A 26,122-nucleotide genomic window follows, 5' to 3' on the forward strand; every position below is an offset into this window, starting at 1 on the left:
CTATTCAAATAAGTATCGATTATACCGTCCAAAGGAACCTAACGGAATATCCATTCGTAGAGCCGTTGAATAGTTCAATTCATATATTGACCTTCTTCTTTACTATTAGGCCATAGGAAATAACCTGATAAGATGCCCAAAATCAAAATCAAAAATTTTACATACACGGTCAGATCAAGCTTAAATTTAATAGCGTCATCGCATAGATCATCATTACAACTCAAGGTTTTGCAATCGCAATTTTTCATCTCTGAAAGCCCATCTGATATATCTTGACATAAGACTCGAGTTACATACGGGATTTCCACGTCCTTTATTTCGTTTCTGTAGTTTTCACAGGCGATACTGGGCTGCTCAATGAAAAGGCCAATGGCCAGCAGTACAATACCCATGAGGGAAAGTATCAAGAAATTCCTTCCCAATTTTATTTTTTCATAAATCGTCCTTTGAAAGAAAACATTGGTTACGAACAACCCAAAAAGCCATAATAAAACGATGAACTTTGGCGACGAGTTATATACTACGAGGCTAATCGTCGGGAAGCCGTTCGGAAAAACGAACACTACGTCCAGGATGATTAACGCAATGAAGATAAAAAGGATTACCCTTTTTACCTTTTTGATAATCCTTACATCGAATGCCTTAATGACCCTTTTTGTTAGTTCCCCCATGCGCATTAATCAAAATTGTTCATTGACCATACAAAATGCCCGATGAATAGGCCTATAGAAAACAAAATAACTTGAAACGTTTTTGATGTTCTTCTCTTTTGGAAGATAAGACCGGTAACCAACAACAATAGGCTAAAGGTGGCAACGACCAATACATCAAAAATGGAACACTCGAACGGGATACCCAATTTACTGCAATCCAACCATCGTATGGAAGTCCCCAAAAAAAGATGGCCCGCTAGTACACCACAGAAAAAGGTAATGAAGTAGAACCTACCATAGGCCCAATTCCTAATTACGATGTTGACATTGTCATTCGGGACATCGTTCAATTTTGCGATTATCTCCACGATAAATAGGACGAGTATCGCCACCGCGATCAGACCCACAACGGCATAATAAAAGATGTCGAACTCCTGTAAGCTGAATTTAAGGTGTGTCATCCGGACAGCAATAAGTGTCTACTAAAATAGTTAATTTTCTGTTTTTCATTAGATGTATTTTCCTATAGTTAATGAAACTACAGACCTGTTTTTTATTTATGTCTTGACCCAATTTTTAGGGTCGTTCATTTTACAACCCCCATATAGGTACTGGCATAAGTGCCTACACGGTCTTTACGATGGATTTTTTGGGCCTTTTCCCTATCCCAATCGATCCTATCTTGGATAAAATCCGGGAAGAAATCGATTTGTAAGGCAGCGGATCGCAGTAGAATCTTGGTTCCGGGCCGGCTATTTTTAAGGATAAGATCCCATTCCTCTTCCAGGGCTTTCGGAAGATGATGTGCCAACCAGTCTTGATGGTCCAGCAAAACATAATGGGAATAGGCGCGCGGGTTCTTCTTTAAAAAATTGCTGATGGTGGTCGTATGGGGTTTTAAGACTTCTATGTTCTGTTGCAGGTCCTTAAAGTTGTGCTCCTTTAAATACTCCGGACAACAGGCCTTGGTATATTTGCCGGTAAGGTACAAACGCCAAAAATAATTGTCCTGAATCGGAAGTTTCGTAAATACATGCCTTAAGTTGGTCTTGATAAAACCGGCCATGGCATCCGGATACTTTTCGGATATCAGGTCAAATTGGGCCCTTGGGACACCGAGTAGGGCCATGGTCAAATGCCGGTTCATGAGCCATAAAGACATTTTGCCTATGAACTTAGGCTCTAGCTCATCATACACTCTCCGTTGCTCTTCCAGGGTTTCACAGGACAGCAGACGGTCGATCAACTTTCTTGCATGTGGCTTGGCATCAAAATATTGTTTGAACAGCCAGGCAAATTTACCTGACGTACCAAAGAAGTAAAACGATTTTTTTTCTCCTTTTACATTGAACTTGCCAATTTTCCGGTCCCAAAAGTCGGCTGCATAATCAGGAAGGTACGGCTTTAGTTTTGCCCGGTAATGCTCCCCGATATTTTTATGACCGCCTTTGCCGAACATCTTAAAATGAAGGTCAAAATCCCCGTTTCGTATACAGGCCTTTTTTAACTCCAACAAAGAATTCTGGCGCGGGTTTACATCAATGCAATTGATGGCCTTGGGCCCATCCAGGGAATAATTGAGCGCATTGCATCCGGCGCTGGTTATCATCACCACTTCACTCTCCTTATTGAGGTCCAAAAACTGGCGGTCTATTCGGGAATCTTCCCAACAGGTGTTGTAGATAAGATAATTGGTGTGGACCTTGGAGAAGATCTTATCCTTTAGCTTGTTGATCTTTTTTTGCATTTTGAAATGTAAGGGACTGTGCCCCGGGAATTGTTCACAATTCCCGAAAGGCCTTATATGCTATTTTAACTTGGAAAATTATCACCATATATATTAACTGACGATGAAGTTGTAATTAAGATTATATTAAATCCCGATTTAAAATTTATCGTCCAAGAATATCACTGTACTTTTCAACAGTGTATGTCAAGGTTTTTGGACGCGGCTCTATAACGGAGCTCGATTGGGATACGGTTGTAAATGGTTCGGCGCTTCGTGCGTTTTATGAACCTGTTGTTGAACATTCAAGTAAGGTTTTTGTCCGGAATTCGAATCACAGGGTTGAGGTGCTGCAGGTAAATGATCGGCTTTATCCCTTGACACTCGGTGCCAAAACCAAAAGAAATAGCTGTTATCTGTTCAGTTTCCTGGCCCAATATATAGACTATACCCGCGAAGAGGTTTTGCACGGGGACAAGTATAGTGCTTCACAGAAAATTGCAGCCAAACTCTTCTTTCCTATTCTACGGATTTTAGGTGATTTTTTGGGAATGGAACGCGTTGTTTTCGTAAACAATTTCTTTTTGGCTACCAATTTATATGAAAAGGAAAGCCCGGTAACGCACCCTTTGGTACCGGAGTATCTTAAAAAGCATTATCCGAAAAGGGCCATCGTATATAGATCGGTCAACGATTCAACGGATATCCGGATATTCCAGAAATTACGCAGGCAGGGGGGGATTCCGTTAGCTTGTAGACAACTCTATATCCTGGATCCCCAAAACAGCAACTATGCCAAAAAAAGGCCGGTTATCCAAGACCGAAAACTTTGGGAAAGAACAACGGATGTATATTGGGAAAACGTATCCGAATTCCTTGATAAGGAAACCGAACTCTTATTGTCATATTATCACCGACTTTACCGCGAAAAATATGCCGCATTGAATCCGGACTATACACCGGCATTTCTAAAGGCTATGCTCTCGTCCCATATGCTGCATTATTCCATTTTAAGGGAGAAGACAAGCCTTTGGCCCCTAGCGGTGCAGGCCGTGGTAAAGACGGGAGAGCAACTGTGTACGCCATTTATCGGCTATGATTGGAAGCAACCTAGGGAACGGGGGCTTTACCGTCTCATGAACTATCAACTTGTTCAGATGGCTGTTGCCGAGAAAAAAATACTCAATATGAGTAGTGGGGCATCGGATTTTAAGAAACAACGGGGTGGCGTGCCTTGTTTCGATTATCACATTGTATTTATGAATCATTTACCCAAAAGAAAACAATGGATATGGAAAAAGCTGTATGCGTATTCCGAATCCACGATAAAGCCTACCATGAAAAGACTTAAAGTTTAACGTCAACTTGAAAATTCCAAATCCCAAAAGAAATTCAAGAATAAATACCAGTCCACGTAACTCCAAGCCATTGCCTTTGTTTTAGGATGTTCTCCGTTGGATCCGATACAAACAAAAAACGTCCCCGAAAAATTTCAGGGACGTTTCTTTTAGCTATTGGTCAGTTATAATAGTTGATAGCCCCATGTTTAATTAATGGGATTCACTTGTACGATTCGGGTATCAGCACTTGCCGGAGTTTCAGCTTCCATATAAGGGCTGGATTGTGGGAATTGGGATGTCAAGTATTCTGCCAAGGCTTCTTGTTCTCCACCGGTATAGCTAAAGGAGCTATTGGCTCCGGGGTCGTTGGTCAAAGTAGCATCCGGATAATCGATTTCCTCACCAAAACCGGTGCCCTCATAAAAATTGACCCGGTTGGGTGCGCTCAAATCAGCATCGGTCAATGGATAGGAATCACCGCCATTCGCGAGGAAGTTTAGGGTTACCAGATTAAAGGTACGGGAGGCATCGCCTTGGATGGTGCCCCCGGATACTACAACATCGGTACCTACAGTAAGTTCCGAAACCCGGGTGCCGTTACCTGGAGCCGTTCTTGGAGTACCGGCACTATCAAAGGTGAAGGAAAGCCCAGCCACTTGTGGGAACTGCCCTGGAGTAGCGCCTGATGCCGTAGCCGCAACGCCATGTTCCAAAATATCCTTAAGCTCTGCTGCCGTAACCGTTAATCGGACCAGTCCATTGTCAAAGCGCAATACGGCCCTAAGGTTGCCCTCGGAAATGTTTTCCGGTGCAGAGAATTCCACATCATCGGGATTTGTGGATCCCGGAGGTAAGACAGCTGTGCCGATTTCGGTTCGGATTCCACCCCCATTCTTCAATGAAATCTGTACGGGCTCATCGGAAAGCAGGTTGGCATACCACAAATTGGCGTCAGCGGTAAGGTTGCCCAAATTGGTCTCCTGGGTCCTGACCTGACTTCTTCTACCATCCAGGTACACATCCGAAAAACCGAGGACATTGCTAAATTGTTGGTCAATGACGGAATTCAATGCATTTTGAAGGGTCGTAACCGTAGAAATCGGTGATCCGTCCACTTGCGAGACTACGGATGATATGGACGCATAGGAACCATTGAGGTATTCGTCCAAGGTATTGGTATCCAAAACGCCATGGGCATCAAATCCTACGACCAATCGCCCTAGATATTTGTAATCCCCGTCTACATTCACCACAAGGGTGGGATTGTCACTGGCATCCTTGGTGATAAAGGGATAGGTTTCCTGAAAGCCCCCATCTCCGGAGAATAAGCTGTCATCGCTATCGCCCATACGGGTATTGGATCCCCCGGCAACGATAATATCCACACCGTCCAAAAGAGTGGCCAGTTCTTTTTCAATGGCAATTTGTTGCATATGGGCCAAAAGGACAATTTTGTTGACCCCTGCCCCTTTTAGGGCATCAACGGCGGGTTGGATCTCTGCGGCAAGGGCCATGGTACCCCCTTCTCCACTAACGATCAATGAACCGGTACTGGTGATGTTCGGTAGAGTAGGGGTGGATGCCCCTACCAGACCAATTTGCTGCCCATTAACGGTCGCTATGGCGTATTTGGCCACTTGGGTGCCCATAGTGTTGGCCTCGGAACCATCGGTTCCGATAGAAAAATCATCATCGGGGGTAAAATCTACATTGGCCGAAAGGAAAGGGAAAGCCGACCCGCTAAATTCCGCTCCACCACCGGCTTCGGCCTGGATGGCATCGGCCAATTCACCGGGACCTGCATCCAGTTCATGATTTCCCAAAGCACTGGCTACAACACCAAAGGCATTGGCAAATGCGATATCGGCGTGGCCAGGTTCGTTACTTCCTGTAACCGCACGGACGGCGGATTGTTCCGCGGCAAAAAATCGGGAACCGGGAATAATGATGTCACCGGAACTGACCATTAACGTCTGCGATCCGTAATCCGAATCGTTGGTAAGGCCATTGACCAATGCCGAGAATTCATCAACGGCATCCAAAGCGGTCTCTTCATTGCCATCCACATCCGCGTAATGTAATAATTGAAGTACAAAATCCGCTTCGTCCAATGCCTTTTGGGCTTCGGGATCTACGCCTGTGGAATCTCCATCGTCATCTTTACCGCCCCCTCCAACGAAGTCATCGGGATAGCAACCGTAAAAGAATGTTAGGACAAGGGCAATTAGCAGCAATTTATTTTTTTTCATTTCATTGTGGTTTTAGTTATCGAATAAAACTACAGCCTAAAAGACAGGATGATATTTTTGAATGGTTAAATAATCTTTATAAAAAATGTATTTTAGAAATGGCCCCGGAAGGAAGTAGTATTCCTAAGAACCCTTTTTAAGATTAGCTTGTTTACGCCTCTGTATAAGACCTGTTTTTTGATTGCCGTCGTAACTGGAATACACTTACTCCACAATTAGCGGAAACCTTCAATTGATTCCAATTCGTATGAATTCATGAATCCGTACGGATTTTGCATTTGGAACGAAAGATGGGTAGCCTAGGCACACTACTTTCATGCAGGTTTAATTAGGTGTACTATGAGATTTCTTGTCCTCTCTTTATGGATTATTTATGTCAGCTCTCATGCCGATACGATTATAGCCCAAAGTGAAAAGGATTTAATAAGGACGCTTCAGGAAATAGTAGACGATGGCTGTGCCGGACATTTTAAAAACTATGGGGACAATTACTTTCCCAAAGAAGCTTGGCGAACCGATGCCCCGGAAAGTCAAGGACTGAATGGGGTAAAACTTAGGGGTTTGATCGATAAAATTGGAAAAGGAGAGATTTTACGACCTATTACATCGCTGACCATAGTAAAAAATGGATATCTAATCGTCAACGAAAGCTTTGGGGGATATAAGGATTCCAAACCGCATACCTTACAATCGGTGACAAAAAGTATCACCAGTACTTTGATTGGGGTTGCCATTCAACAAGGTTTTATCCGAGACCTTGATCAAAAGATCCTTGATTTCTTCCCCGAGTATCAAAACATTAAAAATAACGATAGATCAAAAAAGGCCATGAACCTGCAGCACGCCTTAAATATGCGTACAGGCCAGGCATGGACGGGGGAACGTCATCTAGGCCCTTTAAATAAGTACAAAGGCGATAAAATGAAATATGTCCTGGATTACGAAATGGAGTCGGCCCCCGGGAAGAAATGGTACTACAACAGCGGGATAGCTATCTTAATGGGTGGCCTTCTTCAAAATGCCACAGGGATGGACACAGAGGATTTTGCACAACAGTTTTTATTTGGCTCCCTTGCCGTTAAAAGTGCTCAATGGTCTTGGGGCCATAAGGGTATTCCGCATACCGGGGGCGGACTTTTTCTTACGCCGATTGATTTGGCACGAATAGGGTATCTGTATTTAAGGAACGGTTGTTGGGAGGGACAACAAATTGTTCCCGAAGATTGGATCCACGGGATATTGACAAATGCCGTTCCTCTGGTTAAAAAATTTCATGGTAGCATTCCTGCAGGGTATGGGGGCATGTGGTGGTTATTGCCGCTGGAAAAAACGAAGGCCAAAAATTCATTTGATATTCTGATGGCCTATGGGCATTGGGGACAGTTCCTATTTGTAATTCCCCAATATGATATAGTAATCGTTCTGACCCAAAACGATTCGGCCACCTATAGTGAGGAAATTGAACCGATTGAATTGCTCTATAGCCATTTGTTGCCGATGGTACTGAACTAACTCCGGGCTCTTGGGAAAGTTACAGTTCAAATTACAAAGAGTAATGCTTGCATTCTAAAAACATAAAAACCTTATATCCATGAAAAACTATATAAAACTGGCCCTTGTTGTTTTGTTTTTTCTCGGATGGAACTCATGCAAGAAAACGTCCAATGCGCTTACTAAGTATACTGTCCCGGAATATTGGGACTATCAACCTTCATGGTCCCACGACGGGAAAAAAATCGTATTTGCCAGTACCCGAAATTCGCACCCTACCCAAAATTTGTTTCGAATGAATGCGGACGGAAGCGATATACAACAATTGACCTTTCTTAAAGAAGGATGGGGAAATAGCTTCCCTACTTGTTCGCCCGACGGAACAAAAATTGCGTTCATCTCCGATCAAGGGGATGGTATGCGGTCACTATTTATGATGGATACCGATGGTTCTGATGTTCGGATGTTGTCTCAAGAAGAGGATGTTCTGGTAAGTCAGGTGGTTTTCTCCCTGGACGGAAAATACATTTATGCCGAGGTACAGAATAAAAACGGGTCGGATATTTATAATTTTCATGTGGAGACCGGTGAGAAATCCCAGGTCACCTATTTTGATTGGGGTGTAGGAAATCCATCGCTGCATCCTAACGGAAAATTGTTGGCATTTAATTCGGGACGGTATGGAAACCCGGAGATTGAGGTACTGAACCTGGAGACCGGCACATTGGAGCGAATTACAGAATCTTGGTCGGATGATGGGGCACCTGTTTGGTCAGCAGATGGCAAATTTATTTATTTCTATAGCAACAAGGATGAACCTAAATATGAGATTTATCGTATTGAGGTAGCCACAAAAAAATGGCAAAGAATCACCGATTCCCCAAATTGGGATTTGGAGGCCCGGGTTTCCCCGGACGGAAAGTACTTGACCTTTCACTCGAGCAGGATAGGTCGAAATAGTATAGTTGTAACCAATCTAGAGGGTAAAAACAGAAAGACACTTACCAACCTAGAGATAACCCCCTTTGTTAACATCACTAAGGAAGAGAGTTTGGAAAAGGCAATTGCAGCTTATCCGAAAGCTATTCTAGATTCCTTGAACACCCATTATGTCTTTGAAGAGGAATTACTGGGTCTTGCTGATGAGTTAATAGAGGCAAACAGAAATGTGGAGACAAAAGAGGTATTGGATTATATACGTGAGTATGTAAATACCGAACATTTCCCGGACATGACCATAGAACAGTATCAAAAACTAAATGTGGAGGTTCCGTTGTCCCAGTCACAATTCTTCCAGTTGATATTGGAGGAGGGGGTAGAAAAGGGGCAAACCGTTTTTGACGAATTAAAGGAAAAATATAAGGATTGGATCTTTTTTAATGATTATGAAATGTTGATGTTGGCCTATTGGTATCATTTTCAAGGAAAGTATAAAAGCTCCATAGGTTTGCTCCATATGAATTTGGAACTGTACCCCCAATCTTATCAGACCTATCATGATTTGGGACAAAGCCATGAAGCGAATGGTGAATTGGAAATCGCGTTAAAATTTTACAAAAAGGCTTCGGAATTGGATACTATTTCCTGGTATGGAACCCATGCCAGATCCAAGGTGGAAGAACTTGGGGCTAGGGTAGAGGATAAATCCGAACCATAATTCATTAAAAAGTAACTGTATATAGAATCCTTTCAACGATTTTCACACTTCGTTTTAAACGTCTTTCTCGGAAGACCGCCCAATAAGGTTATCGCCTACTATTCTCTGATACACTTCGTTGCGAAGTGTTCTGCTGATCGTAATCCTTTGGGTTCCTACATAAAGGAGGTTCCCCTCGAGCTTTTTCACGTGTTGCAAACCGACCAAATAGGATCGGTGAACCCTCATGAATTTTGAATCGGGCAATTCTTGTTCCAATTGGCGAAGGGATACCAAGGTAAGATACCTATCGTTGATCGTATGCACAAAAACATAGTCTTTCGCAGTTTCTACAAAAGTGATATGGTCTATCTGCACCTTAACAATAGTCCCCTCGGATTTAATGAAAATATGGGTTTTGTCTTCCTCGGAACCTATTGTGCCAGTAAGAACGGTTTTATCCACGGCTTTCAAAAATCGAGTATAGGAGAATGGCTTTAACAAGAAGTCCGTGGCGTTAAGATCAAACCCGTCCACTGCAAACTCCCTGTGTGCGGTAGTAAAGATTACCTGAGGGGGCTGATTGAGCGCCTCCATAAGCTCTACCCCGTTCATATCTGGCATTTGAATATCAAGAAACACAATATCTACCACGCTGCTTTTTAAAAATGTCAGGGCCTCCAAGGCCGATGACAAGGAAGCAACATGCTCCAAGAAAGGTGTCCTAAGCACAAAATCTTCCAGGCCTTTTCTGGCCAAGTGCTCATCATCAACTATGAGGCATTTCATTTTCATGGAGCTGTATTTCCAGTTGGACCATAAATTTTGAGTCAAGTTTTCGTGTGATAAAATTATGCCTATTGGGGTAGATCAATTCCAACCGTCGTTTTACGTTAGTAAGTCCTATTCCCTTTGTATGCATAGGTTTCCGTTTTTTGGTGTTGGCGATTGTATTTTCCACATAAAATTTTAAAACGCCATTTGATGTAATCTCCGAGTTGATGCCTATTTCATATCCTTGACTGCTTTGACTGTGCTTAAACGCATTTTCAATAAGGGGGAGCAAAAGCATAGGAGAAATTACCAAGTCTTCACAATTCTTTGGGAAGTTATGGGTCACTTTAACAAGATCCTTATGCCGAATACCTTCAATGTGGATATAGTTTTCCAGATTTTCGAACTCCACTTTTAGACTAATTCGTTTCTTTCCCGTCTCGTACAATTGATAGCTCAACAATTCCGAAAATTGCAGCAACATATTTTTCCCATCGCTCAGGTTTTTCCCCAGCATAATATAAATACTGTTCAATGAATTGAACAGAAAATGGGGATTGATCTGGTTCTTGAGCAGGCTTAACTCCATTTCCAGTCGTTTTTGTTCCATTTCCCTTAAGACCCTTTCCTTTCTGTACCACTGATCTATCAGGAACAAGGTCATGGAAAGTCCCAAGGACAAAATAATCTCTGTTATTATGGCAATCCTACCTTCAAAGCTGCTAAAAAAATGGGCAGTGGGGATATACACGTTTACCGTAGAAAAATAGAAGTAAAGGTATTTGGAGGAAACCCAGCTAGTAATTGCAATGCCAAAAACCAAAAGAACGAGGTAGCCGCTAATTCTCCTTTGCAAAAGGAACCGGGGTGTTAACCAATAGAGGTTAAAATAAACCAGAAAAGCATAGGGAACAAAGGCAAAAACGTTGGTCTGCAGATTTGCCAAAAAATCGCGGTGATAATTCAGGTCATGCATGCTCCAAAGTACTACAAAGACTATCCAAAACAAGAGGTGCCAAAGTATCTTGCCCGGTTTACCGTTTCTATAATTTGCTTTAGATGTATTTTTTATGGAAAAATGTGGACTCAACTATTTTCGGATAATGGGCTTCCTTATAAAGTTACAATATTTGGTTAGTGTTTAACCGAAGGATATCACCATATCCTTCATCCCGGTTCCCTATGGCTTTATTGTAAAAGTACACCCTGCTTCACCCCTGTTTCAATAGTTTCGTGAATGCAGGATATATCTTCCAACGGATTTTTATTTAGCACCAAAAAACTAGCTTCGTAACCTTCCCTAAGGAATCCGATCTTACGGTTGGGGAAGATGGTCATGGCCGAATTCTCCGTCCACATTTTCAATAGTTCCAGATTGGTGAAAACATTTAAATTGTGTAAAAGCTGAAATTCCCCAACGGAATTGTCATTGTACATATCCGAGCCAATGGCGAGCTTCACCCCTTTTTGCTTTAACAAGATTAGATTGGACCTTATATTCTTCACCAATTCACTGTATGCTGGTTCCTTCTCCTTTTTTGTGACTAGGGAAACGGTTGTGGTAACGACTATATCTTTCTTTTTCGCCAAAATAGCGTGCTCTTCTGCGATGGGTTTGCCATTGTCGATTTCCGGTAGATGGGCTATCTCATCTACCCCGGCTTTAACAGCAACATGAAAATCATGGGTCGTTTCCACATGGGCACTGACACGCAAACCGCTTTGGTGGGCTCTTTTTACAATTTTGGGAACCACCTTTGGATCAAGACCTTTATGACCAAAATAAGCGGTATCGTTCTTTCGGATTTCGTATTCCTCCGAGTAAAGAAGCATTATTTTTATGAAATCGGGACTAAAGGAAAGAACCCGTTCCCATTGGTTATCAAGGTCATCACAGTTGTTAATGATAAAGAAGCCGTGAGATTCTATAGCCCCAATGGTATTAAAAAGTCCTTTAAAATAACCGTAGTGCAGGTATCTTTTACGTAGCGCTATCGGGTGTCCTCCATTGGCGGTCAAAGGAGCATGGGCCAGACTTACATCAAGGCCATGGGGTTTGTTGTAATGATGCATTAAGGGGTCTATCCTCTTTTTTATGGAAGAGAGAAGTTTAACATAGAATACCCCGTTGTTTAAATAGGAATCTATCCTATCTTGAAGTTTATACGCGCTTTCCAAATTATGGTTATGGGCCTCGGCAAAGGGCGGAATTATGTATTTACCGGTAAGGTCGATTACCGTATCTATCGGTTTGGTGCTAGGGCTAAAACGCAGCAGACCATCATCTACCCAGACATCCCGTTTCGTGAAGTTCTCCCCATTGAACCAATTGCCATTGGTCAGTTTCATTTTTAGGCCATCAGGATTTTTCCTGGCTTTTAGGTTATCCTTTGGGAGGTCCGGAGCACAGGAAAGGATGAGCACTGTGAAAATGAAAACAAATGATTTCACTACGGGTTTTTCATAAATCAACAGTTTAAATTGCTATGGGAAAAATGAAATCGCTGGATCGGTGCCTTCAGTAGCCGAGTGGTAACCATACGTAGATGTTCGTAAACCTCCTCCTTTGGAATAAAAGATTTTATATCTTGGGCAGCCAGAGCGGATGTATGATATTTATGGTTTTGCTTCTTGGTAATAGCAACCGGAAGAGGTTCTCTGCGCCGTATTAATTTACCCCTTTTTGTGTTTACTATAAAATATGGTTCGATGAAGAAATTGCTCATTTTACAAATGCGACCCGAAGATGAAGCGGCCGATAGTGAGTTTCGGGCCATTCTTAGGGTGGGCGAATTGGGCCCAGATGAAGTTCATCGTGTCCGCTTGGAGCAAGGCATTCCTGAAATTGAAATGGATAAGTATTATGCCATAATTGCAGGTGGTAGCCCTTATGATGTTAGTATGGACCAAAAGGAAAAGAGCCAAGTACAGAAGGAAATCGAGATCTTTTATGATAAATTATTCGATCGGGTGGTTCCGGCGGACGTTCCTTTTTTTGGTGCTTGTTCGGGCAACGGGCTTCTGGGAAAATATTGTGGGGCCCGGATATCAAAAAAGTATTCCGAACCCATTGGAAGTATCGATGTCTCATTGACTGAAGAAGGTGCAAAGGATCCTCTTTTAAAGGGACTGGCAAGAACATTTTCGGCATTGGTGGGACATAAGGAAGCTTGTGACGACATCCCTCCGGGAGCTGTTCTTTTGGGAACTTCCGAACCTTGCCCCGTTCAAATGTTCAGGGTCAAGAAGAATATCTATGCTACGCAATTTCATCCTGAAGCGGATGCGAATGAGTTTGTGCTACGAATCAGGACCTATAAAGACCATGGCTATTTTGCCCCGGAAGAAGCCAATGGATTAATCACCTCAATCCGTAAAACCAACACTCCGATAGCAATGGAAATACTCAGGCGCTTTGTAGAGCGCTACAGGTTACAGGCCCCAAAATAGGAATGATATGAATTGGGACTGTGGAAGTGCGATAGGTATTTTTATATTCAAGGGATTTGTGATACGGGTATTTTCTACTAAATTTCATCTTTTTAATGCCTAAGAAATTCCTGCTGGATTAGAAACAGTTTGGAGATGCTACCATAAAAGATTTACAACCACAAATATAGTAATGATGAAATTTGAACTAAACACCGCAATTCCAATTTTAGAAAGAACGCCAACGGTTCTAAGAGTCCTGTTACAGGGCCTATCTGAGGAATGGATTCAGGGAAATGAAGGTAAAGACACTTGGAGCCCTTTTGATGTTGTAGGACATTTGATCCACGGGGAAAAAACCGATTGGATGGTACGAACGGCACTCATCTTGGAAAATGGTCCAAACCCTGCCTTTGAACCTTTCGATAGATTTGCACAATTTGAAAATTCCAAAGGCAAAACCCTCGAAAGCCTACTTGAGGAGTTTGAAGGGTTACGAAAAGACAATCTTACCGATTTAAGGTCAAAGAAGCTTAGTTCGGACGATTACGAACGTATAGGGATCCATCCGGAATTTGGTGAAGTTACGTTGGCCCAGCTCTTATCTGCCTGGGTGGTACATGACCTTGGCCATATTGCCCAAATCTCAAGGGCAATGGCCAAGCAATATAAGAACGAGGTTGGCCCGTGGCCTAAGTATCTTACCATTTTAAATTCTACCCCGAAAGAATGAACGATCAGGTTTAAACAAGTGATCTTTCTTTAACTTCCGAATAAGGGGTTACCCATACCCTCCATTTTTCCTTTCTTGGTATTTGGCTAAATACCCGGGCTTTCGGCATGGCCTTTGGCAAATACTCTCTGCAATCCCCACGTCGAATTTTTTGGTCGGTGTTACATTTCCAAAAGTCTTTGTTACATATCAAAAATCTTCTATCTCGTCCTACTTCTACTTTTGAGATGTCGTTGGAGCGGCTTGTTGCCAAAACACGTTCCCAATGAAAAGTTCCCGCGAAGCATAAACGTAATAACCCTTAAACTCAAAAGCTATGAAAACAAAGCGTTTCATTTATACGATCATTCCGTTAGTACTGTGCGCAGCATTTGCGGCCTGTTCCGCCGAGGATGGTGCCGATGGAGCCACCGGACTTCAAGGACCTCAGGGGGAGCAAGGGCCTCCTGGGGCTGACGGACGGGATGGACAAGACGGTATAGACGGACAAGATGGTACTGCAAACGTATTTTCTTCCGGGTGGTTCGAAATCGATACCTGGGATACGGATTTGTCCAATTTTAAATTTCACAGGATTCCCGATTTGATTTTGACGGAGTTTCAAAGGGAAAACAATGTTATTTTGGTGTATAGAAGGTATCAGCCAGTCCCCACAATTACGACCATAGACCTGTTGCCTTTTTACGAGCTTAATGCAACAAGCGGTGGCATTGAACTGGCCATTCAAAGTAAGATATCCGGTAATGGCCTGTTCCTTCAAGTTCAATCCTTTGGTCGTGCTTTGGCCGATGAAGAATTCTTAGGGCCAGATACCCAATTTCGATATATCATTATTGAGCCCGACCCCACATCGGATAAGAATGCTACTCCTAATTTTTCCAAGATGAGCTATGAAGAGGTTATTGCACATCTGGGACTTCATCCATAAAACCATAAAATACTTCATTATGAAAAATTACAGTTTGTTTAAAATTTCAGGTCTTATGGCATGTGTATTTTTCTTACTGTCGTGCAGTGCAGAAGATGGAGCTATTGGACCACAAGGGCCACAAGGAGAACCGGGTGCAACAGGACCGCAAGGTGAACAGGGCCTTCAAGGTGAACAAGGACCGGCCGGAGTAGATGGACAAAACGGACAGGATGGTACCGATGGAGAGGACGGGACCGCCAATATTATCTTTTCGGAATGGATGCGTGCGGATTGGAATGATGTAGATACCGCGCAGTTAAAAACCATGCATGTCCCTATTACCGAAATAAGCAGTGATGAACTTAGAAGAAGGACTCTGGTTTACATGTACTTAGGGCAATTTGGAAGTAACTCTAGATATCCAATGCCGGGCAAAGGTCGATGGAGCAATACCTGGTATTCATTTAGCTTTGGTTCTACCACGCCGGGCTTTGAAGGAATTATAATACGACTGGAAAGTACCAATGGGGTCGATTTAACGGAATTTCAATATTCAGGTGACAGAGGTAACATATTTAGATACATACTGATTCCAGAAAGCGCGCAAGCCGGAAAATTGAATTACTCCGATTATGAAGCGGTCAAGGCATTTTATAATCTTCCCGACTAGCCAGGAAATACAGCAAAAAATTCGCTACCTTGAAGCGGATGTGCTTGTGAGATAAATGTTTTGAGAGACCATTAAAGCCCCAAACCCTATCCTTTTTGATTGGATTAAATTAACTGCTCCAATGGATATAGATATTATAATTAAGGAACCAAGAAAATCCCTTGTACTCCTATTATTCTTTTTCTTTCTCGCCGGATGTGGAAGTGATGATGGCGATAGCAGTGGGCCGCCACCGCTTTCTGCATGCGAGACCGGTTCCAACCCCAATGTAAGTTTTACGGCTTCCTTTACAGATCTTGAGGGTATTGCCCATATTGAGCCCCTAGGTGAAATACAGGCCTTTCACAATTTTTCGGAACATAGCTATGTGTTCATTAAACCGGAGGTATCCGAAGTGCCGGTTTATGCGCCCGTAGATATGGATCTGGTGAACGTTACATTTGATGGTGTAGATTATCAACCCATGTTCCGTGCCAGCTGTGAGGTGGTGATACGTTTTGGCCATATAACGGATCCCATCCCCGCCATACGGGATTTGGTAGTGAACCAAGGTATTAGCATGTTTGAAGGACAGGCCCCTACCTTATTGAAGTTGTCGGCTGGGGATCTCATAGGCACCACATCCGGAACGGTACAGGCCAAAAGCTTTGACTTTGGCGTATATCATAGTGAACGCCCACTTACCTTTTTGAACAATGACCGTTTTCATCCCGTAGAGACGTTTAAATTCGCTTCTTGCCCCTATGATTATTACACGGGAGACTTGCGAAACCAGATGTACGATCTTTTCGGTCCCAAGCCGCTGGTCCAACCCTTGAATTGTAGGGGGCCGAGAGGGAAGGAGGGGACTATTGCCGGGACTTGGTTTGATACCATGGAAGTATTTTCAACGCCATATTTTGGTCAGACCGAATTTTCACCCCTACATGTGGCAACCGCCTTGAACGGGACCGTAAAGATTGTACGAGGCACGGAATCCACGGTAAATCGGGTACTCTTTGGCGCGGCGACCCATGTAGATCCCGAAGAGGTGACCACCGAGCATTGCTACGAACTGGATTCCGGGGGCTACTTTTATTTCCAGTTACAGTCGGATGGAACATTACATGTGGTCAGGGAAACCTCAGGAACTTGCCCTTCTGAATTTCCGGCATCAGGATTTACGGTATACTATCGTTAGATTACCATTCGAATTATAAAACCAGAATCTGGAAGTGTTGATTTCCTTAGGTTTTTTGTACCTTTTAAATGATTCGACCCAACCATGAAAAAAGCAGTTTTCCTTCTACTGTTGACCATAAGTATTTCCACTATCTGGTGCCAAGACCAACAAAAACTTGATTCCATAAAAGACCTGTTGCGGAATGAAAAGGGTGTGGAAGCATCTGTCGACCTGTATTCCCAACTTTTTGTGGCCTATCTGTATGCTTATCCAGATTCCGCGGACAGTTACCGAGCGCAAATCAGAAGATTGTCTGTAGAGCACAATTACAAAAACGGTTTTTATTTGTACCACTCCTTAAGTGGAAGATATCACTTTGCCAAATCGGATATTGACAGTGCATTTTTTCATATTGAATCGGCTTCTAAAATAGCGGAACAACTTAAAAATAAAGCCTATTTAGCGGATTGCTATAAGAAGATCGGAGTCATTTATAATATCCGAAGAAAAGATTCCCTGTCCAAAAAGTATGCGCACCTGGCTTTGGAAAACGCGAAGCAGACGGATGACTGGAGAACACTTTCCTCCATCTATAACTTGCTGGGAAATCAGAACTTTCAGCGTGCTGAATATCCTGAAGCACTAACACATTATCTAAAACTGGATTCAATTTACACCTCACGGAATGAGCTGGACAAATCCTTGGCGGCATCCTATGCCAATATTGGCACCATCTATACCGAACTCAAAAACCCTGAAGCGGTTGTTTATATTAAGAAGGGTATCGAGGTCTATCGGACCTTGGGCCTGGAAGAAGGGGTGCAATATGGAGAGGTTGCTTTGGGCACACATTACGATTTGCTTGGGGAAGATAAAAAGGCCATTGAACACCTTTTGAAAGCTAAGGCCTATTATGAAGCCTACGGCGACTTGCGTATCCTTGCTGATATTTATGGGAGATTAGGTGGCACCTACTTGGAACTAAATGAACTTGAAAATGCTGAATTCTATCTTTTGAAGGCTTCTTCCATTCCTGAAAACTCAATACGGACCACAGCAGCAGCCAGGTACCAGATGAACTTAGGGGATTTGTACTGGCATAAAAAACAATACAAGAAGGCTATCCAACATCTTAACAAATCATTGGAGTTTTTTGAAGAAGTAGGTGATGACCAAGCCGTAGGCATTCAATTGATCAATGTCTATCAAGGACTTTATGATGCGTATAAGGACAGCAAGGATTATGGGAACGCATTAATGGCACTTGAAAAACAAAAGGTCTTAAAAGACAGTATCCAGAAATTCCAGAACTTAGCCTTAGTCGAGGAGCTTAACAAAAAGTATCAGAATGAAAAACAAGAACAGGAAATAGCCCTACTTACCTCCCAGGGCCAATTGGCCGAACAGAAGACCAAAAACCAACGCAATGTTTTTATAGCTGGGATGTCCATTATGGGCTTGGCTTTCATTACGTTGTTTCTTCTTTTCCGAAACAAACAAAAGACCAACCGAAGACTTCGGCAACTGGAAGCGGCCAAGTCGAGGTTTTTCGCCAACATTTCCCATGAGTTTAGAACTCCGTTGACCTTGATATCGGGTCCGGTTGCCCATCAGTTGTCCAAGAAAGATCTTTCTGCCGATGATAAGACTGACCTAGGACTGATTCAACGGAATGCCGACCGCTTGCTAAAATTTGTGGATCAGATATTGGATCTTTCAAAAATTGAGGCTGGAAGAAGAAAACTTAGGGTTTCCAAGGGAAATCTGGAACTTTTCTTAAAGCATCTGGTCGAACCTTTTCAATATCAGGCCGTACAAAAAGGTATGGTTTTCGATAGTCAAGTTGATATTCCAGATGAGGTTTGGTTTGATCGGGATGTGGTGGAAAAAGTTGTGACGAACCTCTTGTCCAATGCATTAAAGTATAGTCCTGATAAAGGCCATATTGATTTTAAGGCCATACGGCAAGGGCAAGAAGTAATACTTACAACCATCAATGAAAACACGGATTTGACCGAAAGAGCGCTTCCCCTTTTGTTCGATCGTTTTTACCAGAGTGATACTTTACATCAGGGTTTTGGAATCGGTCTTTCGCTGGTACAGGAGTTGACGCACCTTTCCCATGGTAAGATCCACGTCTACAAACCGGATGATGCGACCTTGGCATTTGTTGTGACCTTGCCCGTGTCAAAGAATGTCTTTTCAAAGGTAGATTTAGCCATAGAGGATAAGATACCTTCAAACATCGAGGAATATGGCAAAGAAATAGTTTCTGAAGCAGACTATGAAGAAGAGGCACTTGGGGAAAGCTCCCTCCCTGTTTTATTGGTTGTGGATGATAATGCCGAGATCAGGCTTTTTATCAAGTCGCTATTCAAGGGTGAATATCAAATACAAGAAGCGGAAAATGGGGAAGAGGGGATGAATATTGCGTTTAGGATCGTTCCTGATTTGGTTATCTCGGACATTATGATGCCAATAAAAGATGGGATACACATGAGCGCCGCACTTAAAAATGATGAAAGAACATCGCATGTTCCTATTGTTCTCCTTACCGCAAAATCTGGGGAGGAACATGAGTTGACCGGACTCAAGACCGGAGCGGATGCCTATATGATCAAGCCTTTTAAGGAAGAAAAGTTGCGGGTAGTGATCGATAAATTGATTGCCACTCGAACTGCTATCCAAGAAAAGTTTAGTAAGCAACCCTTCCTGAAACCAAAAAATATAGAACTCACCAGCATAGATACACGGCTATTGGATAGAATTGGTCAAATACTGGATATTGAGCTGACCAACCCAGAATTTAATGCAAGTTCTTTTTCAGAACAGATTGGTTTAAGCCGAATGCACCTGCACCGCAAATTGAAGGCGCTTACGGGACTTTCCACTTCGGAGTTTATCAGGGTACAACGACTGAAGTTGGCGGCGAAGCTATTACATGACGGTCATGATAATATATCTGAGGTCGGTTATGCCGTAGGATTCAATCAACCGGCCTATTTTTCCACCGCATTTAAACAGTATTTTGGTTGTTCACCTTCCGAGTATGTGGAAAATTAATTGGTTTTCTACGGCTACGCTGTTATTGTGTTAATCGCTCCTCCAGAAGCTGGATTACCTCCTGATCTTTAACGTCAAGACAAATTTTGATTTTGGGTCTGTTTCGCCAAGGTTCCAAAGCTTTTGCACCTTCGTGGTCTGCTTCCCCCAGTGAAGGCCATGTCTTACCCCGGCTAATGCAGTGCTGTGTTTCTACACGAATGGGATACTCCAAGGTTTTGTAAAGACTCCGATCTATAAAATAGGCAATTACGGAAGAGTCATGTACAAAGGTTCCATCAATTTTATTGGTTTTCATGAAAAAATCCTGGTAAAACTGATAGGCTTCCATTACGTGGTCGTTCAATGGTGACCTAAACAAGGAAATTCTATTCAAGGTATCTCGTGAAAGCATAGTTTTATGGGTAACATCCAGCCCTACCATGGTCATGGGCCAATTTGCCCCCAAGACCTTATCGGCAGCTTCCGGATCCGAAAGCATGTTCGCTTCGGCGGCGGGTGTTGCATTTCCGGAGCAGAATGCATTTCCACCCATAAATACAATTTCCTTTACCCTATCCTGGATTTTTGGTTCCTTCTCCAATGCCATGGCAAGATTGGTCAACGGGCCTAAGGCAGCTATACAAATTTGGTCGGGATAGCGCAATACCTGTTCGATTATGAATTCATCGGCCGGGGTATTTATGGGTTTTAATGGACCGGCCGGTTTCCAAGTATTACCCTGCCCATCGTCGCCATGCACAAAGGGCACACCGCCAAGGAATTCTCCCTGAACCGGTTTTGAGGCGCCCTTCGCAATGGGAATATCCGGTCTGTTGGCCAAATGAAGTAGACGTAAGGCGTTTTTAGTAGTTTGTTGGATATCAACATTTCCAAACACCGTGGTGATTCCCACTATATGAAGCTCTTCGGAAGCCAGGGCAAACTGAAGGGCCATGCCGTCATCCACCCCGGGATCGGTATCAATAATTAATTTGTCCATAAACGGTCGTTTTGCTATTTTCAAATCACGTACTTTTTTCGTTACCATAAAAGGACAATTGTCCAAACCAATTCACATGATACGGACGAATAATGAGCTACTTGATTTCTTTTCCCAATGGGATAACCCGGAAGGGTACAAGACTTTTGGGGAAAAGCAATTTGATCCGGGACAAAAGTTGATCGTACAGGGAATGGAAGGGAGGTTCGTCCATATTATAAAAGAGGGGATTGCCAAATGTTATGTTAGCGAGGAAAATGGGAAGGAGTTTGTACAGGAGTTCTTTGGCGCTGGTGAATTGTTGGGTGAAATAGAGGTTTTGAACGATACCAGCACCTTTAGCAATGTTATGGCAATCACGACCGTCACTACCTACTACATAGGAAAGGACGATTTTTGCGCTATGATGAAAAGTGTCCAAGGATTCAATTTGATGGTATCCCGCGCCCTGGCCGCAAAATTAAGGGATTCCGCAATTCGTACTTCCCGTCAGCAAACCTATCCCACGGCTCATAATTTGAACAAATTGTCCCAACTTTTTTCCAAGGAGACCGGTATGTTTTCAAAGAAGGATATTGCAGATTATCTGGGAGTAACTTTACGCAGCCTTAACAGGACCCTAAAGCAAATGGAACAAATGGACCTGTTCAAGGAATAATAGTAAGGACACCTGGTTTGAAAGGCTTAGTGCCTTTCTAAAAAAGGCCCGTTCATCGAAAAGTATGACATAGAAGTCTCGCGAATAGGGATTTTTGCTATTTTCAACGAAAATTCCTACTTATGAACAACTATATCGCCCTCATCAGCTTTTTTGCCATTTGTTTTGTAGTCTCTTGTTTGGTCATCGCATTTACTTCTTCCGATCCTGATTGATAAATAGCACCTTCGAATATGCTTTTGGAAATGGAGTGCTATGCAAAGTCCAGGGTTTTTAGGTTGACTTCAAACGGGGGATACTCACGGTCTTAAAAAGGCCCTAAACCATTTTCCGGATTTCTTGATGATTCTTTCCTGGGTGGTAAAATCTACATACACCAGGCCAAATCGGGAATGGTAGCCTTCGGCCCATTCAAAATTGTCCATAAAGGTCCAGGCAAAATATCCCGAGACCTCTAGCCCTTCGTTTTTCGCTTTTAGAACTTGTTTCAAATAGTCCTGTAGATAATTCACCCTTTTTGGGTCGTCCACCGATCCATTTTTCAATTTGTCCTCAAAGGCGGCCCCGTTTTCGGTAATAAGGATTTTTTTAATATTGGAATACGCATTGAATTTGGCAATCATCTCATAAATGCTGGGAGGATGTACTTCCCAATCCATGACCGTGGTGGGAACGTTCCGTTCGCTGGCCTTTACAATTTTGGCCCTTAAATAGGGAACACGATAACTGTGTTTAACGACCTCTCTTGTATAATTCTGAATGCCGATGAAGTCGAATGAAAAGGTCATATCCTTTAAATCAGTGGGCTGCTGGTATCGTTCAAGACGTTTTAAGACGTTTAGATTTTCCACGGGATATCCCAAACCCAAGGTAGGTTCAATAAATAAACGGTTTAACAGGGTATCCGCTTTTTTTGCCGCTATCAGATCTTTTTTATTTTCGGAATATGGGGAAATTTGCGAGCATGAAAACGTAGTGCCAATACTAGATCGTTTAACTTCTTCCCTCAAAATTTTACCTCCAAGGGCCTGGCATAGGGTAGCGTGATGTACTGCCGGCAAAAAACTTTTTAATCCCTTACGCCCGGGTGCATGGACCCCCAGAAAATACCCAGCACCCGTGAAGACCATAGGTTCATTTAAAACCATCCAATGCTTTACCCGATCACCAAAATACTTTGCACAAAAACGGGTATAGTCACCAAACCAACCCAAAATATCCCGGTTCGCCCAGCCTCCTTTGGCTTCCAGGGTTTGAGGTAGATCCCAGTGGTACAAGGTAACCCAAGGAGTGATACCACATTCCAGGCAGAAATCTATGACACGATTGTAAAAATCAACCCCGGCCCTATTTACTTCGCCATGGCCCGTGGGCATCAGTCTGGGCCATGAAATCGAAAATCGGAAGTTTTTGATATGCATGGACTTCATCAGAAGGATATCTTCACGATAGCGATGGTAGAAGTCGCAAGCAACCTTCCCGTGGTGTCCCGCGAAAATTGTTTTTGGTTTTGCTGTGAAATCGTCCCAGATGGACATTCCCTTGTTGTCTTTTACATAAGCGCCTTCAGTTTGATAGGCCGCAGTAGATACGCCCCAAACAAAATCATCGCCAAAATCGATCTTGTTCAAATTAATAGGTTCGCTCTTGGGAATATTTCGCATTCGTCTTTTTAGTGAAGGACACCGGCGGTAGCCTCTTCAAGAATCCGGTCGATAATAGGTTCCGTAATATCAGGATAGTAAACCTCCACTTTTCGATTGCTTTCCACCCAATCCTGAAGCTTGCCTAAGTGTTTCATTTTCAACGATTTCAGTATTGGAACCCCCATTTCTTTCAATGCTGCGGCATTGCACTGTTGTTCATACTGTCCTTTCATGGGTATGACCATAAGCTTCTTGCCCATATGTAGCACTTCCGCTGGCGTTTCAAAACCTGCTCCACAAAGCATGCCTTTACACGATGCCATACTTTGAATAAAAGCCTTATTGTTGATTTTACGAACGGAGACATTGCTCTGAAAAAAATTGGTGCGGGTATGTTTGGAGAAGACTTCCCATTGAATTCCCTTCACTTTTGAGAGCATATTCAGAATCTTTTCGTCACTATAAGAAGGCAAATAAACCGTGTAATGATTTTTTGAACTTCGGGTGGTTTTTCGAATCTCCCCACGTACAATCGGTGTAAATATGTTGCTGTTGTATTCCTTGAAATGTAACCCATACGATTTTGTTGTTGGGGCATATTTCCGAAGAATAAGTTTTCCCAAAGGGTCCTTTTTTATAGGCTTGGGAACCTCCGGCGCCAGAACCGCGGCCTGGTGGCTAAAACCGATGGATGCCTTATTCTGTAATTTGCAGCCCCATGCGGTTATCGGCTCAAAGTCATTGATGATGAGGTCATATCGGGCCACGGGAATGCTTTTGATTTCCTTTTGCAGGCGTGCCGTATTGGTCCTTAGATATGTGCGCCACATATCAACGCCTCCCTTTTTTCCAAAAATGAAGCTCCATCCTTTTAATTGATATTTAATGGGATAGGGAATATGGATATCCGCCTGGGTACCGCTGACCAGGATATCTAGCTCTATATTTTTTCGTTCAAGGACGGGAATAATATCCCTTGCCCGACTCAAGTGGCCATTTCCTGTTCCCTGAATGGCATAAAGTACTTTCATTTGAAGTAATTCAAATTCGGTTTTGCTCAATATTCTTGAATTCCTGTAGCAGATGCTCAAAAAGCACATTTTTCTCCAGGACTTCAATGGGATCGGCTAAATCCAAATCCGAGGCCTTGGCGGAAACGTCCTCGTTATAATTGTAAAGTTTCCATTTGCCTCGGTGGTATTCCAGCGAGGTAAGGTTTTCCACCCAGTCCCCGGAATTCAAATATAATACAGTGCCTTTATCTGTTTGGATCTCCTTAATTTCCGGTTGATGGATATGGCCGCAGACCACATAATCGAATTTCTTTTCTATCGCAATGTCGGCAGCCGTCTTCTCAAAATCACTTATAAATTTGATGGCCGATTTCACCCCATTTTTAATTCGCTTTGACATGGAGACGGGTCCTTTGCCCATTTTTTTACTGACAAAATTGACGAAGCGGTTCAAAAGAATCAAAAAATCATATCCTATAGCACCAAGCTTCGCGATCCACTTGGAATGCTGCATGGTTACATCGAATACATCCCCGTGGAACATCCATGCCTTTTTCCCTTTTAAGGAGAGTACCACCTTGTTCGATATGGTAAAGGAGCCCAAGGTAAAACCTACGAACTTCCTTAACATTTCGTCATGGTTCCCTGTAATGTAATGTACCTTGACCCCATTGGAAACCCACTGCATAATCAGCTTCACCACTTTCATGTGCGACTTGGGCCAATAGCGTTTGCTAAACTGCCAAATGTCTATGATATCGCCATTTAGTACAACTTGCTTGGGTTTTATGGATTTTAAATAGGCCAATAACTCCTTGGCGTGACATCCATATGTGCCCAGGTGCACATCTGAAATGACCACAAGGTCTACCGATCTTTTTTTCATAGGAAATAGGGGGTGTTGGTATATGTATCAAATCTGATCGCAAGGCTGATAGGTGAATACCATGAAACCAAACAAGGGTAGTAAGATGGCTTGTTGGATGTTAAAATTTGATGTTTTTTCACGCCAAAACAATCAGGTTATTCAAAGTTTGTAAATAATCCTTTATACTATTGCAAAGTTGGTTTTAAGGTTGCGTTAACTTCAGGTTATCAATTGGATTCTTGATTTAGGGCTTTCTAGGATTAAATGATATCTGAGTAAATCGAGCCCTGTTCAAGAAAGTGAAACATGCAAAAAACGTTTAGGAAGAATATCCCGAAGGTGTTTCACCAAACAGTTCCTTAAAACATCTTTTCGACCGATGGAACTACGATTTGGCATTTATGAAGGCAAAAACCCTAGAACTTAGGTCTTCAAGCGTATCCACAATATAGGTGTCCTCTAAAAGGTTATAGGAATGTACGGAGCTTCGGGTAACGTTGTTGGTTACGGCAAAAACCTGCATTCCGGCCGCGATTCCAGCTTTAATGCCATTAACGGAATCCTCAATGACCAAACATTCATCCGAATCCAAGTGGAGTGTATTTTTTGCCTTAAGATAAATCTCTGGGTTCGGCTTGCCCTTATCAACATCGTCTCGGGTAAGGATCAAATCAAGCTTATCTGTTATCCCCAGTATGGTGGTCATCCTTTTGGCCTGGGGTAGATGGGACATGGTAGCCAAAACAATTTTTAACTTCTCTGAATAGGCCGTGTGCAAAAGCTTAAGGGTAAAGGGACAAAAATGTCTTGAGAGAAGAACCTCATCCTTGAGTATTTCATCGTAAATGGATAATCTTTTTTTGATGATTTGCTCCTTAACGTTAGTGGAATCCTTCGAATTCAGATGATATTCCAATTCAGGCGAAAACTCCTCGTACAAGCCTTCTACCACCTTTTCCCTCGATAGTCCTACATACTTTCCGAAAATATCCAATACCTGCTTTTCTTGTATGGTATTTTGGGTCAAGTGTTGTATTGCCTGGGCATATGAAGTTGCCTTCAATACTTCGGTCTGGATCAGTGTTCCATCCAGGTCAAAAATTAGAGCTTTTATCATTG

Annotated in this window: 22 protein-coding genes; 10 read left to right on the plus strand and 12 right to left on the minus strand. The window is 42.8% G+C overall.

Going from position 1 to position 26,122, the window contains the following annotated elements; genetic code table 11:
* Positions 1–74: 74 nt before the first annotated feature.
* From ACP2AF_RS07705 to ACP2AF_RS07715, 3 genes are all read right to left on the minus strand, one after another.
* Positions 75–671 (minus strand): hypothetical protein, encoded by a 597-nt coding sequence (locus ACP2AF_RS07705; RefSeq protein ID WP_425235652.1) that lies wholly within the window; start codon positions 669–671, stop codon positions 75–77.
* A 5-nt stretch (positions 672–676) separates the two neighbouring features.
* On the minus strand, positions 677–1,114 hold the full coding sequence (locus ACP2AF_RS07710; RefSeq protein WP_425235653.1) for a hypothetical protein: 438 nt from the start codon (positions 1,112–1,114) through the stop codon (positions 677–679).
* Positions 1,115–1,239: 125 nt separating this feature from the next.
* Positions 1,240–2,400, minus strand: a complete 1,161-nt coding sequence (locus ACP2AF_RS07715) for a DUF3419 family protein (protein WP_425235654.1) — start codon at positions 2,398–2,400, stop codon at positions 1,240–1,242.
* 179 nt (positions 2,401–2,579) lie between these two features.
* On the opposite strand from ACP2AF_RS07715, the gene ACP2AF_RS07720 reads away from it, so the two are divergent.
* Positions 2,580–3,737, plus strand: a complete 1,158-nt coding sequence (locus tag ACP2AF_RS07720) for a hypothetical protein (RefSeq protein WP_425235655.1) — start codon at positions 2,580–2,582, stop codon at positions 3,735–3,737.
* A gap of 188 nt (positions 3,738–3,925) precedes the next feature.
* On the opposite strand, the gene ACP2AF_RS07725 is transcribed toward ACP2AF_RS07720, so the two are convergent.
* Positions 3,926–5,968: a bifunctional metallophosphatase/5'-nucleotidase gene (locus tag ACP2AF_RS07725; RefSeq protein ID WP_425235656.1), complete on the minus strand. Its 2,043-nt coding sequence runs from the start codon at positions 5,966–5,968 to the stop codon at positions 3,926–3,928.
* Positions 5,969–6,307: 339 nt separating this feature from the next.
* Here ACP2AF_RS07725 and ACP2AF_RS07730 point away from each other — a divergent pair, with 339 nt between their 5' ends.
* Positions 6,308–7,480 carry a serine hydrolase domain-containing protein gene (locus ACP2AF_RS07730; RefSeq protein WP_425235657.1) on the plus strand — a complete coding sequence of 391 codons (1,173 nt, stop codon included), beginning with the start codon at positions 6,308–6,310 and terminating at the stop codon, positions 7,478–7,480.
* A 79-nt stretch (positions 7,481–7,559) separates the two neighbouring features.
* Positions 7,560–9,116 (plus strand): DUF5050 domain-containing protein, encoded by a 1,557-nt coding sequence (locus tag ACP2AF_RS07735; RefSeq protein WP_425235658.1) that lies wholly within the window; start codon positions 7,560–7,562, stop codon positions 9,114–9,116.
* A gap of 54 nt (positions 9,117–9,170) precedes the next feature.
* Here the strand turns inward: ACP2AF_RS07735 and ACP2AF_RS07740 are convergent, their stop codons facing one another.
* The 3 genes from ACP2AF_RS07740 to ACP2AF_RS07750 all read right to left on the minus strand — a co-directional run bounded on the left by ACP2AF_RS07740 (position 9,171) and on the right by ACP2AF_RS07750 (position 12,320).
* Entirely contained in the window at positions 9,171–9,890 is a 720-nt protein-coding gene (locus ACP2AF_RS07740) for a LytR/AlgR family response regulator transcription factor (protein WP_425235659.1), read from the minus strand.
* Positions 9,865–10,959, minus strand: coding sequence for a sensor histidine kinase (locus ACP2AF_RS07745; protein WP_425235660.1), 1,095 nt, complete (start codon positions 10,957–10,959; stop codon positions 9,865–9,867). The genes ACP2AF_RS07740 and ACP2AF_RS07745 overlap by 26 nt, the downstream gene beginning before the upstream one ends.
* A 98-nt stretch (positions 10,960–11,057) precedes the next feature.
* Positions 11,058–12,320, minus strand: coding sequence for an amidohydrolase family protein (locus ACP2AF_RS07750; protein ID WP_425235661.1), 1,263 nt, complete (start codon positions 12,318–12,320; stop codon positions 11,058–11,060).
* A 258-nt stretch (positions 12,321–12,578) separates the two neighbouring features.
* On the opposite strand from ACP2AF_RS07750, the gene ACP2AF_RS07755 reads away from it, so the two are divergent.
* From ACP2AF_RS07755 to ACP2AF_RS07780, 6 genes are all read left to right on the plus strand, one after another.
* Positions 12,579–13,319, plus strand: coding sequence for a glutamine amidotransferase (locus ACP2AF_RS07755; protein ID WP_425235662.1), 741 nt, complete (start codon positions 12,579–12,581; stop codon positions 13,317–13,319).
* A gap of 175 nt (positions 13,320–13,494) precedes the next feature.
* Complete coding sequence (locus ACP2AF_RS07760; protein WP_425235663.1) at positions 13,495–14,031, plus strand: DinB family protein; 537 nt, start codon at positions 13,495–13,497, stop codon at positions 14,029–14,031.
* Between the two features lie 316 nt (positions 14,032–14,347).
* Entirely contained in the window at positions 14,348–14,959 is a 612-nt protein-coding gene (locus tag ACP2AF_RS07765; protein WP_425235664.1) for a collagen-like triple helix repeat-containing protein, read from the plus strand.
* A gap of 19 nt (positions 14,960–14,978) precedes the next feature.
* Positions 14,979–15,611, plus strand: a complete 633-nt coding sequence (locus tag ACP2AF_RS07770) for a collagen-like triple helix repeat-containing protein (protein ID WP_425235665.1) — start codon at positions 14,979–14,981, stop codon at positions 15,609–15,611.
* 121 nt (positions 15,612–15,732) lie between these two features.
* Positions 15,733–16,791, plus strand: coding sequence for a hypothetical protein (locus ACP2AF_RS07775; RefSeq protein ID WP_425235666.1), 1,059 nt, complete (start codon positions 15,733–15,735; stop codon positions 16,789–16,791).
* Between the two features lie 84 nt (positions 16,792–16,875).
* Positions 16,876–19,836, plus strand: coding sequence for a hybrid sensor histidine kinase/response regulator transcription factor (locus ACP2AF_RS07780; RefSeq protein WP_425235667.1), 2,961 nt, complete (start codon positions 16,876–16,878; stop codon positions 19,834–19,836).
* Between the two features lie 22 nt (positions 19,837–19,858).
* On the opposite strand, the gene ACP2AF_RS07785 is transcribed toward ACP2AF_RS07780, so the two are convergent.
* A complete protein-coding gene (locus ACP2AF_RS07785; protein WP_425235668.1) occupies positions 19,859–20,818 on the minus strand; it encodes a nucleoside hydrolase in 960 nt (319 codons plus the stop codon).
* A 76-nt stretch (positions 20,819–20,894) separates the two neighbouring features.
* Here ACP2AF_RS07785 and ACP2AF_RS07790 point away from each other — a divergent pair, with 76 nt between their 5' ends.
* Positions 20,895–21,476, plus strand: coding sequence for a Crp/Fnr family transcriptional regulator (locus tag ACP2AF_RS07790; RefSeq protein WP_425235669.1), 582 nt, complete (start codon positions 20,895–20,897; stop codon positions 21,474–21,476).
* A 299-nt stretch (positions 21,477–21,775) separates the two neighbouring features.
* Here the strand turns inward: ACP2AF_RS07790 and ACP2AF_RS07795 are convergent, their stop codons facing one another.
* The 4 genes from ACP2AF_RS07795 to ACP2AF_RS07810 form a co-directional block, all read right to left on the minus strand.
* Positions 21,776–23,140, minus strand: coding sequence for a GH1 family beta-glucosidase (locus ACP2AF_RS07795; RefSeq protein WP_425235670.1), 1,365 nt, complete (start codon positions 23,138–23,140; stop codon positions 21,776–21,778).
* Positions 23,141–23,148: 8 nt separating this feature from the next.
* Positions 23,149–24,153 (minus strand): glycosyltransferase family protein, encoded by a 1,005-nt coding sequence (locus tag ACP2AF_RS07800; protein WP_425235671.1) that lies wholly within the window; start codon positions 24,151–24,153, stop codon positions 23,149–23,151.
* Between the two features lie 10 nt (positions 24,154–24,163).
* Complete coding sequence (locus ACP2AF_RS07805) at positions 24,164–25,021, minus strand: UDP-2,3-diacylglucosamine diphosphatase (RefSeq protein WP_425235672.1); 858 nt, start codon at positions 25,019–25,021, stop codon at positions 24,164–24,166.
* 367 nt (positions 25,022–25,388) lie between these two features.
* Positions 25,389–26,120, minus strand: a complete 732-nt coding sequence (locus ACP2AF_RS07810; protein ID WP_425235673.1) for an HAD family hydrolase — start codon at positions 26,118–26,120, stop codon at positions 25,389–25,391.
* Between the last annotated feature and the right edge of the window lie 2 nt (positions 26,121–26,122).

Source organism: Ulvibacterium sp. (assembly GCF_965248315.1).
Classification (GTDB): domain Bacteria; phylum Bacteroidota; class Bacteroidia; order Flavobacteriales; family Flavobacteriaceae; genus Ulvibacterium.

Bases quoted from the DNA above. Each gene is read 5' to 3' on its own strand.
- ACP2AF_RS07705 (WP_425235652.1), bottom strand. From the start codon at position 671: ATGGGGGAACTAACAAAAAGGGTCATTAAGGCATTCGATGTAAGGATT.
- ACP2AF_RS07710 (WP_425235653.1), bottom strand. From the start codon at position 1,114: ATGACACACCTTAAATTCAGCTTACAGGAGTTCGACATCTTTTATTAT.
- ACP2AF_RS07715 (WP_425235654.1), bottom strand. From the start codon at position 2,400: ATGCAAAAAAAGATCAACAAGCTAAAGGATAAGATCTTCTCCAAGGTC.
- ACP2AF_RS07725 (WP_425235656.1), bottom strand. From the start codon at position 5,968: ATGAAAAAAAATAAATTGCTGCTAATTGCCCTTGTCCTAACATTCTTT.
- ACP2AF_RS07730 (WP_425235657.1), top strand. From the start codon at position 6,308: ATGAGATTTCTTGTCCTCTCTTTATGGATTATTTATGTCAGCTCTCAT.
- ACP2AF_RS07735 (WP_425235658.1), top strand. From the start codon at position 7,560: ATGAAAAACTATATAAAACTGGCCCTTGTTGTTTTGTTTTTTCTCGGA.
- ACP2AF_RS07740 (WP_425235659.1), bottom strand. From the start codon at position 9,890: ATGAAAATGAAATGCCTCATAGTTGATGATGAGCACTTGGCCAGAAAA.
- ACP2AF_RS07755 (WP_425235662.1), top strand. From the start codon at position 12,579: ATGAAGAAATTGCTCATTTTACAAATGCGACCCGAAGATGAAGCGGCC.
- ACP2AF_RS07760 (WP_425235663.1), top strand. From the start codon at position 13,495: ATGAAATTTGAACTAAACACCGCAATTCCAATTTTAGAAAGAACGCCA.
- ACP2AF_RS07765 (WP_425235664.1), top strand. From the start codon at position 14,348: ATGAAAACAAAGCGTTTCATTTATACGATCATTCCGTTAGTACTGTGC.
- ACP2AF_RS07770 (WP_425235665.1), top strand. From the start codon at position 14,979: ATGAAAAATTACAGTTTGTTTAAAATTTCAGGTCTTATGGCATGTGTA.
- ACP2AF_RS07775 (WP_425235666.1), top strand. From the start codon at position 15,733: ATGGATATAGATATTATAATTAAGGAACCAAGAAAATCCCTTGTACTC.
- ACP2AF_RS07780 (WP_425235667.1), top strand. From the start codon at position 16,876: ATGAAAAAAGCAGTTTTCCTTCTACTGTTGACCATAAGTATTTCCACT.
- ACP2AF_RS07785 (WP_425235668.1), bottom strand. From the start codon at position 20,818: ATGGACAAATTAATTATTGATACCGATCCCGGGGTGGATGACGGCATG.
- ACP2AF_RS07790 (WP_425235669.1), top strand. From the start codon at position 20,895: ATGATACGGACGAATAATGAGCTACTTGATTTCTTTTCCCAATGGGAT.
- ACP2AF_RS07795 (WP_425235670.1), bottom strand. From the start codon at position 23,140: ATGCGAAATATTCCCAAGAGCGAACCTATTAATTTGAACAAGATCGAT.
- ACP2AF_RS07800 (WP_425235671.1), bottom strand. From the start codon at position 24,153: ATGAAAGTACTTTATGCCATTCAGGGAACAGGAAATGGCCACTTGAGT.
- ACP2AF_RS07805 (WP_425235672.1), bottom strand. From the start codon at position 25,021: ATGAAAAAAAGATCGGTAGACCTTGTGGTCATTTCAGATGTGCACCTG.
- ACP2AF_RS07810 (WP_425235673.1), bottom strand. From the start codon at position 26,120: ATGATAAAAGCTCTAATTTTTGACCTGGATGGAACACTGATCCAGACC.